Here is an 11,055-nt window from a genome sequence, read left to right on the forward strand (position 1 = left end):
GAAGAGAGGCGGAGATCACACAGACCCCCGCAGTGATCCGGTCGTGGAGGAATCATGACGGCAGTCACGCGGACCGAAGCCCCCGTCGAGATCGAGGGCGACGGCCTTGAGGTACGCATCCAGGAGATCGGCGGCGGCATGAGCGTCGCCTTTCTCAAGCTCCCCCAGGGCATGGACATGGCGCCGGCCCTCAAGGGGCTCCCCGACGACCTGTGCCAGTGCCCCCACTGGGGACTCGTGGTCAGCGGACGGCTGAGGATGCGCACGACGGAGGGCGAGGACTTCTACGAGGCGGGCCAGACCTACTACTGGAGCCCCGGCCACTCGCCGGAGGCCCTGGAGGACGTCGAACTCGTGGAGTTCTCGCCGACCAAGGAGTTCCAGGCGGTGCTGGACCACATCAAGTAGTGGCCCGCGGACCGCAGTAGAGGGTCCGTCAGGAGGCGGCGCGAGAAAACGAGTTCGGCGGCAACCTTTCCCGGGCCCGTGACCACACATGAGTCGGAACCCCCTTCACGGGGGCCCCACACGAACCACGTGTTCTCCAGAATCACGTACGTTACGTAAGGACTCATCCGTGGCCTCTGCCTCCCCGCGCCCGTCCCACCGCCGGTCCCTCCGCTCGCGCCGGACCCTCGTGGTCTCCGCCGCCGCCGTGGCCGCCGCTGTCGGCGCCGGCGTCCTCGTGATGAACGCCAACGCCGGCCCGGTGGACGTGTACCACCAGGTGCTGCCCGCCAAGGACGGCTGGGCGGCGTCCGGTGCCGGTACGACCGGCGGTACGAAGGCCGACGCGGCGCACACCTTCACGGTGTCCACCCGGGCGCAGCTCGTGAAGGCGCTGGGCTCCGCGACCGACACCACGCCCCGGATCATCAAGGTCAAGGGCACGATCGACGCCAACACCAATGACTCCGGCAAGAAGCTGACCTGCGCGGACTACGCCTCCGGCACCGGCTACTCGCTCTCCGCCTACCTCAAGGCGTTCGACCCGTCGACGTACGGCAAGAAGGCGCCGTCGGGCACCCAGGAGACCGCCCGCAAGGCCGCCCAGGACAAGCAGAAGAAGAACATCGTCCTCAGGGTGCCGTCGAACACCACCATCGTGGGCGTCCCCGGCACCAAGGCCGGCATCCTCGGCGGCAGCGTCCTGGTCCAGAACGTCAAGAACGTCATCGTCCGCAACCTCACCTTCGCGGACACCCAGGACTGCTTCCCGCAGTGGGACCCGACCGACGGCTCGTCCGGCGAGTGGAACTCCAACTACGACTCCGTCACGCTGCGCGGCGCGACCAACGTCTGGGCCGACCACAACACGTTCACCGACGCGCCGACCTTCGACAAGACCGAGGCGACGTACTACGGCCGCAAGTACCAGGTCCACGACGGCGCCCTCGACATCACCAACGGCTCCGACCTGGTGACCGTCGAGCGCAACCAGTTCCTCAACCACGACAAGACGATGCTGATCGGCAGCAGCGACACCGACTCCACGGGCAAGCTGCGCGTGACGATCCACCACAACCTCTGGAAGGGCATCGTCCAGCGCGCCCCGCTGGCCCGCATCGGCCAGATCCACCTCTACAACAACGTCTACGACACCACCGCGGTCAACGGCTACACCCCCAAGTACAGCCTCGACTCCCGCGCCAAGGCCCAGGTCGTCGCCGAGCGCAACGTCTGGAAGATCCCCGCCGACGCGAAGGTCGCCAAGCTCCTGAGCGGCGACGGCACCGGCTCGGTCGCCGGCACCGGCAACCTCGTCAACGGCAAGGCCACCGACCTCGTCGCCGCGTACAACTCCGCCAACTCCAAGAAGCTGAAGACGACCGTCAACTGGACCCCCGCCCTCACGGCAGGCCTCCAGACGTCGGTGACGAACCTGCTGACCGATCTGACGGGAAAGAGGGGCACCGGCGCCAGGGCGCTGTCCTAGCCCTGGCCCCTGACCCGCAAGCGTCCCGGATCAGTGATGCAGGAAGGGGTCCGGGACCGCACAGAGGGGCCCGGGAAGCGTACGGCTTCCCGGGCCCCGTCGCGCTGGGCTACCTGGCCACGAACTCGGTGAGGATCGCCTGCACCTCGTAGATGTCCACACCCTTGGTGAACGTCTTCTCGATCGGCTCCTGGGTGCCGGAGAGCCAGATCTTGAGCTCGGCGTCGAGGTCGAAGTGGCCGGCCGTCTCGACCGCGAAGTGCGTGATGCTGCGGTACGGGACGGAGTGGTACTCCACCTTCTTGCCGGTGAGCCCCTGCTTGTCGATCAGGATGAGACGGCGGTCGGTGAACAGGATGGTGTCGCGGATCAGCAGGAACGCGGCGTGAACCTGCTCCCCCTGACCCAGCAGTCGTGCGTAGTCCTGCTGGGCCTTGCCGGGATTGACGGTGTGCGCGTTTCCGAACAGTGCCATGTCCCGCAAGACGCGCTCCCGGGTGCACGGGGTTGCCCGCTCACTACTCCTGGTCACGCGGCCGGCGTACCGCCGAACCGCTCCTTGTACGCCGCCAGGTCGTCCTCCGTCAGCTTCGCGAAGAGGACCGGCGGGACGGTGAACGGGGTGCCCGCCGGGACGGCGTCGAGGGACCTGGCCTCTTCCGCCGTGACCCAGGCGGCCGTGTCGTCCTTGAGGGCGAAGGCGGCGCGCATCGCGGCCGAGGAGGCCGGGATGAAGGGTTCGGAGACCACCGAGTAGAGGTGGATCAGGTTCATGGCGGTGCGGAGGGTGAGGGCCGCGGCCTCCTGGTCGGTCTTGATCTCCAGCCAGGGGGCCTTCTCCTCCAGGTAGGAGTTGCCCGCCGACCACAGGGCGCGCAGCGCGGCCGCCGCCTTGCGGAACTGCAGGGCCTCCATCTGCGACTCGTACTCGCCGAGCAGCCGCGCGATCTCCTCGCCCAGCTTCGCCTCCGGCTCGCCCGCCGCCGCGCCCGCCGGGACCTCGTCGCCGAAGCGCTTCCTGGAGAAGGACAGGACGCGGTTGACGAAGTTGCCGAGGGTGTCGGCGAGGTCCTTGTTGACCGTGGCGGTGAAGTGCTCCCAGGTGAAGGACGAGTCGTCCGACTCGGGCGCGTTGGCGATGAGGAAGTAGCGCCAGTAGTCCGCGGGGAGGATCTCCAGGGCCTGGTCGGTGAAGACGCCCCGCTTCTGCGAGGTCGAGAACTTCCCGCCGTAGTACGTCAGCCAGTTGAAGGACTTGACGTAGTCGACCTTCTTCCACGGCTCACGGATGCCCAGCTCGGTGGCCGGGAACATCACTGTGTGGAAGGGGACGTTGTCCTTCGCCATGAACTGCGTGTAGCGGACCGGGTTGTCGCCGGAGTCGGCCTCGTACCACCAGGACTTCCAGTCCCGGTTCTCCGGCTCCAGGTCCGACCACTCCTTCGTCGCGCCGATGTACTCGATCGGGGCGTCGAACCAGACGTAGAAGACCTTGCCCTCCGCCGCCAGCTCCGGCCAGGTGTCGGCCGGGACGGGCACGCCCCAGTCCAGGTCACGGGTGATGGCGCGGTCGTGCAGACCCTCGTTCAGCCACTTGCGGGCGATGGAGGACGACAGATGCGGCCACTCCTCCTCGTGCTCCGCGACCCACGCCTCGACCTCGTGCTGAAGCTTGGACTGGAGGAGGAAGAGGTGCTTGGTCTCGCGGACCTCCAGGTCCGTGGAGCCGGAGATCGCCGACCGGGGGTCGATCAGGTCCGTCGGGTCGAGGACGCGGGTGCAGTTCTCGCACTGGTCGCCGCGCGCCTTGTCGTAACCGCAGTGCGGGCAGGTGCCCTCGACGTACCGGTCCGGGAGGAAGCGGCCGTCGGCGGGCGAGTACACCTGGCGGATCGCCCGCTCCTCGATGAACCCGTTCTCCTTCAGCCGACGGGCGAAGTGCTGGGTGATCTCGACGTTCTGCGGGGAGGAACTCCGGCCGAAGTAGTCGAACGCCAGCGCGAAGCCGTCGTAGACCGCCTTCTGCGCGTCGTGCGCCTGCGCGCAGAACGCGTCGACCGGGAGCCCCTGCTCCTTGGCGGCCAGCTCGGCCGGCGTGCCGTGCTCGTCCGTCGCACAGATGTACAGGACGTCGTGGCCGCGCCGGCGGAGGTAGCGGGAGTACACGTCCGCCGGGAGCATGGACCCCACCATGTTGCCCAGGTGCTTGATCCCGTTGATGTAGGGAAGGGCGCTGGTGATGAGGTGTCGAGCCATCGCGGGCTGCTCCCAGGTCGGGTCTTTTTTTACGAACCTTGAAATCGTAGCCGACATGGGTGTGCCGCCCGCCTCCCGTTTTAACGGGTGGGAAGCGGACGGCACGGGGCGGGAGGGCCCGGGAGGGTTACGGGCGCCAGGCGGCGAGGACTCCCTCGTAGACCTCGGCGTCCGTCAGCTCGCGCGGGGTCTCGCCGGCCAGGAAGTGGGACGTGTTCTCCGTCTTCAGCTTGCGGAGGTAGTCGAAGGCCTTGTTCTCCGGGTCACCGAACGCGACGAACGCGAAGTGCACGGCCGGGTGGCTCTTCGCGGCCTCCGCGAGCGCCTGGTTGGCCGGGGTCTTGGCGTCCGGCGCACCGTCCGTCTGGAAGACCACCAGCGCGGGGGTGCCGGGGTCGGCCGACTTCTGGTGCCGGGCGAGGACCTCCTCCACGGCCACGTGGTAGCTCGTACGCCCCATCCGGCCGAGGCCGGCGTGCAGCTCGTCGACCTTGTTCTCGTACGAGGCGAGGGTGAGCTCCCCGGTCCCGTCGAGCTCGGTCGAGAAGAACACGACGTCGACGGTGACGGCGGCCCCGGCATCGAGGTGCGCCGCGAGCGCGAGCGTCTGCTCCCCCAGCGCCTGCGCCGAACCGTCCTTGTAGTACCCCCGCATCGACGCGGACCTGTCCAGCACGAGATACACCTTGGCCCGCGCACCGCCGAGCCCCCGCTTCTCCAGTACGGAGCCCGCGGCGTCGTAGGCGGAAACGAGCCCGGGGGCGACCTCTGCGAGCGCGGCTGAGGGGTCGGGGGTGGGTACCGCGGCTGCGGCTACGGGCTCGGGGGCGGTCTCGGGCTCCGGGACGGCTTCCGGCTCGGGGGCGGTCTCGGGCTCCGGGACGGCTTCCGGCTCGGGGGCGGTCTCGGGCTCCGGGACGGATTCCTCGGCTGCGGCCACGGGCTCCGGGACGACCACCGGTTCGGGAGCGGTCTCGGGTTCGGCGGCAGCCGCCGGTTCCGGGACGACCGCCGGTTCCGGGACGGCCTCCGGCTCGGGGGCCGCCTTCGGCTCGGGCTGCGCTGCGGCCTCGGGCTCCGGCGTGGCTTCCGGTTCGTCTACGGCTGCCGGCTCGGGCTCCGGCTCCACGACGGCCTCGGGCTGCGGCGCAGCCTCAGCCTCGACCTCCGCCTCGACCGCAGGCGCAGCCTCCGCCTCGGCCTCGACCTCCGCCTCGACCGCAGGCGCAGCCTCCGCCTCGGCCTCGACCTCGGGGGCAGCGGCGGCGACGGGCTCCGCCGTCTCCACGCTCGCGGGCTCGGCCTCAGCCTCGACGACCGGCTCGGGCTCGGGCTCCTTCACGGCCACCGGCTCGGCTTCATCCACCGGCTCGGCCTCAGCCTCAGCCTCAACAACAGCCTCCGGCTCCGGCTCGACGACCGGCTCCGCCTCGGCCGCGGCCACGGGCTCCGCCTCGGCCACCGGCGCCGCAGCCTCAGCCGTGGCCTCCGGCTCCACCCCGGCCGATACCACCGGTTCGGGGTCGGCCTCGGCCACCGGCGTAGCCACCTCGGCCTCCGCCGTCGGCTCGACCTCCGCCTTCTTCGGCTCGGCGGTCTCCTCGCCCCGAGGCTTCGGCACCGTCACATTGTCGAAGGCCGCGGAGACGAGGTCGTCGACGACGGAGGGGGCCGGCGTCGGCGACGCAGGCTCGGCGGCGGTGGCCGTCGGATCGGGTTCGGCCGACGGGGCCGGAACCCTCGGCTCGGCCTCCCGGGGGGAAAGCCGCTCGGCCTCCCGGGGGGAAACCCGTTCGGCCTCCGCCGCGGAGGCGGCCCCGGCCTCCGTCGAGGTAGCGGAAACCTGCTCCGCCTCCTGCGAAGGAACAGAGTCGCGCCCCTTGCGTGAGCGGCCGAACGCGTTCCGCAGGAGAGAGAGAATGCCCATGTGCGCAACCCTTCGCGTGAGTTGTAGCCCGTCAATCCCTGGCCAGGACGGACACGTAAGGTTAGCGGCCAGGTTTGGTGATCTTGGGGTGGGGCGGGGGCTTTCACTATCTCCGCCACCCGGCGCTGTCAACACCGCCCGGACAACCGCGGTTTCACTCCCTGTTCAACTTCCGTACGCATTCTCGAACGGACGTCCCCCTAGCGTCACGCTCACACCAAAAGGCACATAAGAGGAGCGCGCTGTGCGCAAGCTGTTGCCCGTGATCGGTTCGCACCCCGGCGGTCGTTCCGCCATGACCTGTCGGTTCCGCTGTGGTGACGCCTGCTTCCACGAGGTGCCGAACACCAGCACCAACGAATACGTGGGTGACGTCATCGCGAGCGCGCTGAGCCGCCGCTCGGTGATGAGAGCCGCCGCCGTCGTCTCCGTGGCAACCGCGGCCGGGACGGCGATCACTCTTCCGGCCGCCGCGGCGGAGACCGCCACCAGCAAGGCCACGAGCAAGGCCACCAGCAAACCCAAGGGTGCGCGCGGCCTCCGGTTCACCGCCGTCGAGCCCAACACCGCCGACGCCGTGACCGTCCCGGACGGCTACCGGCAGAACGTCGTCATCCGGTGGGGTGAGCCCATCCTGCGCGGCGCGCCCGCCTTCGACCCGGAGAACCAGACCGGCGCGGCCCAGGCCGGCCAGTTCGGCTACAACAACGACTTCCTCGCGCTGCTCCCGCTGCCCGGCGAGCGGGGCCGCAAGCTGCTCGTCGCGAACCACGAGTACACCGACGAGATCCTGATGTTCCGCGGCTACGACGCCGCCAACCCGACCCGCGACCAGGTCGAGGTCGCCTGGGCCGCGCACGGGCTCTCCGCCGTCGTCGTGGAGGAGGACCGGCGGACCGGGAAGCTCACCGCCGTGCCCCGGCACCACCTCAACCGGCGGGTCACCGCGACCACCGAGTTCCGGCTGACCGGCCCCGCCGCCGGCTCCGACCTCCTCAAGACCTCCGCCGACCCGACCGGCACGAAGGTCTTCGGCACCCTCAACAACTGCTCCGGCGGCACCACCCCCTGGGGCACCACGCTGCACGGCGAGGAGAACTTCAACCAGTACTTCGCCAACAGCAGCCGTACGACCGACAAGCGGTACGGCATCGGCACGACGGCCACCGAGCGCAAGTGGGAGCGGTTCGACAAGCGGTTCGACGTCGCCCAGGAGCCGAACGAGGTGCACCGCTTCGGGTACGTGGTCGAGTTCGACCCGTACGACCCGACGTCCACGCCCCGCAAGCACACCGCCATCGGGCGGTACAAGCACGAGGCGGCGACCATCCGGCTGACCGCCGACGGGCGCCCGGTCGTCTACTCCGGTGACGACGAGCGCTTCGACTACTTCTACAAGTTCGTCAGCAGTAAGCGGATGAAGAAGGGCAGCTCACGGGCGGTACGCGAGCACAATCTCGCGCTGCTCGACGAGGGGACCCTCTACGTCGCCAAGCTCACCGGCGACTCCCCGGCGATCGAGATCGACGGCACGGGCAAGCTGCCGGCCGACGGCGAGTTCGACGGTGCCGGCGAGTGGATCCCGCTGGCCACCGCGACCGCCGAGGGCGCCGTCTCGCATGTGGACGGGATGACGGCCGACGAGGTCTTCGTCTTCACCCGCCTCGCCGGTGACAAGGTCGGCGCGACGAAGATGGACCGGCCCGAGGACATCGAGCCCAACCCGGTCACCGGCAAGGTCTACGTCGCCCTCACCAACAACACCAACCGCGGTGTCGGCTCCAACCCCAAGGCGGACGAGGCCAACCCGCGCAACGCCAACAAGCACGGCCAGGTCCTCGAACTCACCGAGCACCGCAACCGCCCCGAGAGCCTGAAGTTCGGCTGGCTGCTCTTCCTCGTCGCGGGCGACCCCGACGACCCGGCGACCTACTTCGCGGGCTTCCCCAAGGACGACGTCAGCCCGATCTCCTGCCCGGACAACGTCGCCTTCGACCCGTACGGCAACCTGTGGATCTCCACCGACGGCGCCCAGCTCGGCTCGCACGACGGTCTCTTCGGTGTCGCCACGCGCGGTGAGCGGCGCGGTGAGCTGAAGCAGTTCCTGACGGTTCCGAGCGGCGCGGAGACCTGCGGCCCGATCATCGAGGAGCGTCGCGTCCTGGTCGCCGTCCAGCACCCGGGCGAGCTCGACGGCGCCACCGTCGAGAACCCGAAGTCCACCTGGCCCGACGGTGCGGGCACGTACGTCCGCCCGGCGGTCGTCGCGGTGTGGCGCGCGGACGGCTGCGACATCGGCGCCTGATCCGCAGACAGAGAGATGGGCCGCCCTCCTGTCGGGGAGGGCGGCCCATCTGTCTTTACGCGGCTCAGGGGGCCAGGCAGCTGACGCCCGGGGCGGCGGTCGGGTCCAGCAGGGCGGCCGGGTCGAGCAGCACGGCGGGGTCGGCGAGCTCCGTGACGGCGGCCGGGGTCTCGGCGATGCAGGTGACGGTGGCGACCGGGTCCGGAATGGCGTTGGCGGCCGGGGTCATGGCGCCGGCGAGGGCGAGGGTTCCGAGCAGGACGGTGGCGGTGCGCCGCATGGCGAACATCCCCTTGTCAGAAAGGAAGTGAATCGTCCGGTTGGACAGAGTGATCATTGCGGCTTCCCTCCCGCGAACTCTCCCTCCGTCACCCGCGCGGGGACGAGGTAACGATTCTCCGCCTGGTACCGGGTTGACCAGGGCGAGCGGCGCTCAGTGGGGTGAGGTGATCGCCCGGGCCGCCGCCACCTCCTGGCACAGCGGCTCCAGCACGCTTCCCGGCGTCCCGCCGAGGTCGGAGCGGACCTCGTAGAGGACATCGGTCTCCCGCAGCCCCCGCGCCAACTCCCGTAGCTGCTGCGCGGCTTGTTCGACCTCGGCGGCGGCGGGCGGTTCCGCGCCCTGTTTGATCCGCACCCGCGCGGCCGTAGTCGCGTCGACGATCCTCCCCCAGTGCCTGAAGGGCCTGGGGGGACCCCCACACCGCCACGACCAGCGGCCACCAGGCGGCGGCCCGGCGCCCGATGGGCGGCGGTTCGGTGAGGGCCCGCTGGAACTCCGTACGGATGGCGGACAGGTCGCGGTACAGGCGGCGGCGCATCCGGGCCCGCCCGGCCGGGTCCGCCGGGCTCTGCCCGAAGGCGCCCTCCACGTACGCGGCCGTGTCGGCGACGGCGTCCGCGAGCCGGTCGCCGACCCGTGCGTGCCAGCTCTCCGGCCAGAGCAGACAGCCCGCGACGAGCGCGATCGCACAGCCCATGAGGGAGTCGAGGAGGCGGGGCAGGAGCAGGCCGGTGCCCTGGTGGTTGAGGATGTCGGAGAGGAGGAGGATCACCGGGGTGATGGCGGCCGTCCGGTAGCCGTAGCCCCGGGGGGTGAAGACCGGGATGAGCGGCGCCAGGAGCAGCATCACCGGCACGTCCCACCAGCCGCGCGGCACCTCCGTGAGCACCCCGGCCGCCACCACCAGCCCGACGACCGTGCCGAGCGCCCGCAGCAGCGCCCGGGAGAAGACCGACCCGAAGTCCGGCTTCAGCACGAACGTGATGGTCAGCGCCACCCAGTACGAGCGCGGCACGGGCACGAGCGACACCAGGGCCTGCGCGAGGCCGATGCACGGCGCGAGGCGCAGACCGTAGCGCCAGGACGCGTCGGAGAGGACGACGTTCCGGGCGGTCCGGACGGCGCGTACGCCCAGCGGCGCGGGGCGGCCGACACGGTCGCCTGCCTTCCGCAACGCGTCCGGCGACGTCTCGGTGACGACATCGGCGGCGTGCCGCAGCGCCTGGTCGACGGCCCGCCCGATCCCGCTGCCGGGCTGTCGCGGGCCCGACAGCTCCAGTGGTCCCGAGTGCCCCCTCTCCACGGCGTCCGCGAGCCGGCGTACGGCCGTGGGGATCTCGGCGGGCAGCGGCCGGCCGGACAGCCGTACCGCCGGGGCGGCCTCCACCAGCGGGGTGATCGCGTTCAACTGGGCCAGCAGTCGCACCAGTTCGGGGCTGCGGCCGTGGTGGCGGGCGCGGCGGGCGAGGACGAGGTCGTAGGACCGGTCGAGGGTCTCGGTGACGATGCGCGGCGTCGTCGTACGTGTCGGAGGCGGCGGTGTCCGTCGGGGTGGTCGCCGCGAGCAGGTCCGCGAGCTTCCGGTAGGTGTCCGCCACGGCGGCCCGTTCCGGTACGCCGGCTCGCAGGGGCCGGGCGAGGAGGGCCAGGGCGAGGACGAGGAGGCCGCCGCCGCTCATCAGAACCGGGGCCAGCCACCAGTCCCCCGGCATCGGCAGGCCCGCGCCGACCACCGAGTTGAGGAGCAGCAGCAGCCCGGACACGGAGGCCACGGCGCCGATCGACGAGATCATCCCGGAGACGAGCGCGACCCCGGTGAGCGCCACGACGGTGACCCAGCCGTGGCCGTACACGAGTGAACCGAGCGTGATGCCCACCGTGCTGAACGAGGTATCGCGATCATCGCTGTCGACCCGGCCTACACCAGTAAGTGGGGCGCCCAGCACTGGCAAAAGCCCCTCGCTTCGAAGACTCGTAAGACCACCCGTCACGATGCGGCGAGCATCGCGATCGGGCGACGCGCCGAGGGGCACTCGATCCGGCGACGGACGACACCGCCCCCTGCTCACCAGAGCGATGGGCAGGGGCATCGGACCGTCCAGGCCGACCGGCGTTCCCCTGGGCGTGAGGAAACCCGCCCCCGCATTCCCGGACCACGCACACGATGCGTGTCGCTGGACGCGGAGCGAACGCGGGCGACCAGGACATCCAAAACCGTTCGGGATGTCCGCAGTGACCAGGAACGAGTCCAGACTCACTCTTGCTCACTGATTAGGAACTGGTGGGTAGCTCATGGACTCGGATGATCCAGAAAGCACCCTCATGATCGTGTCACGAGCTCTACGGCA

7 protein-coding genes and 2 pseudogenes are annotated in these 11,055 nt (G+C 70.4%); 4 read left to right on the forward strand and 5 right to left on the reverse strand.

Annotated features, from left to right (window positions below; all coding sequences use genetic code 11):
• Window positions 1-54 precede the first annotated feature (54 nt).
• Entirely contained in the window at window positions 55-408 is a 354-nt protein-coding gene (locus tag I8N67_RS33970) for a cupin domain-containing protein (RefSeq protein ID WP_200308118.1), read from the forward strand.
• 169 nt (window positions 409-577) lie between these two features.
• A complete protein-coding gene (locus tag I8N67_RS33975) occupies window positions 578-1,936 on the forward strand; it encodes a pectate lyase family protein (RefSeq protein WP_200308119.1) in 1,359 nt (452 codons plus the stop codon).
• Window positions 1,937-2,045: 109 nt separating this feature from the next.
• Here the strand turns inward: I8N67_RS33975 and I8N67_RS33980 are convergent, their stop codons facing one another.
• From I8N67_RS33980 to I8N67_RS33990, 3 genes are all read right to left on the reverse strand, one after another.
• Entirely contained in the window at window positions 2,046-2,411 is a 366-nt protein-coding gene (locus I8N67_RS33980) for a PH domain-containing protein (RefSeq protein ID WP_200308120.1), read from the reverse strand.
• 53 nt (window positions 2,412-2,464) lie between these two features.
• Window positions 2,465-4,192 (reverse strand): methionine--tRNA ligase, encoded by a 1,728-nt coding sequence (metG, locus tag I8N67_RS33985; protein WP_200308121.1) that lies wholly within the window; start codon window positions 4,190-4,192, stop codon window positions 2,465-2,467.
• Window positions 4,193-4,319: 127 nt separating this feature from the next.
• Complete coding sequence (locus tag I8N67_RS33990; protein ID WP_200308122.1) at window positions 4,320-6,119, reverse strand: VWA domain-containing protein; 1,800 nt, start codon at window positions 6,117-6,119, stop codon at window positions 4,320-4,322.
• Window positions 6,120-6,363: 244 nt separating this feature from the next.
• Here I8N67_RS33990 and I8N67_RS33995 point away from each other — a divergent pair, with 244 nt between their 5' ends.
• Window positions 6,364-8,424, forward strand: coding sequence for a PhoX family protein (locus tag I8N67_RS33995; RefSeq protein WP_200308123.1), 2,061 nt, complete (start codon window positions 6,364-6,366; stop codon window positions 8,422-8,424).
• A 64-nt stretch (window positions 8,425-8,488) separates the two neighbouring features.
• Here I8N67_RS33995 and I8N67_RS34000 read toward each other — a convergent pair whose 3' ends face one another.
• Window positions 8,489-8,761 carry a hypothetical protein gene (locus tag I8N67_RS34000; protein WP_234046736.1) on the reverse strand — a complete coding sequence of 91 codons (273 nt, stop codon included), beginning with the start codon at window positions 8,759-8,761 and terminating at the stop codon, window positions 8,489-8,491.
• A 96-nt stretch (window positions 8,762-8,857) separates the two neighbouring features.
• Window positions 8,858-10,593, reverse strand: a pseudogene (locus I8N67_RS34005) (FUSC family protein); the annotation flags it as partial.
• 3 nt (window positions 10,594-10,596) lie between these two features.
• On the opposite strand from I8N67_RS34005, the pseudogene I8N67_RS44375 reads away from it, so the two are divergent.
• A pseudogene (locus I8N67_RS44375) lies at window positions 10,597-10,982 on the forward strand (IS200/IS605 family accessory protein TnpB-related protein); the annotation flags it as partial.
• Between the last annotated feature and the right edge of the window lie 73 nt (window positions 10,983-11,055).

Origin of the sequence: Streptomyces adelaidensis (genome assembly GCF_016598475.1) — a bacterium.
GTDB classification, from domain to species: domain Bacteria; phylum Actinomycetota; class Actinomycetes; order Streptomycetales; family Streptomycetaceae; genus Streptomyces; species Streptomyces adelaidensis.

Coding starts and splice junctions, on each gene's coding strand:
- I8N67_RS33990 (WP_200308122.1), bottom strand. CDS start 6,119: ATGGGCATTCTCTCTCTCCTGCGGAACGCGTTCGGCCGCTCACGCAAG.
- metG (WP_200308121.1), bottom strand. CDS start 4,192: ATGGCTCGACACCTCATCACCAGCGCCCTTCCCTACATCAACGGGATC.
- I8N67_RS33980 (WP_200308120.1), bottom strand. CDS start 2,411: ATGGCACTGTTCGGAAACGCGCACACCGTCAATCCCGGCAAGGCCCAG.
- I8N67_RS33970 (WP_200308118.1), top strand. CDS start 55: ATGACGGCAGTCACGCGGACCGAAGCCCCCGTCGAGATCGAGGGCGAC.
- I8N67_RS34000 (WP_234046736.1), bottom strand. CDS start 8,761: ATGATCACTCTGTCCAACCGGACGATTCACTTCCTTTCTGACAAGGGG.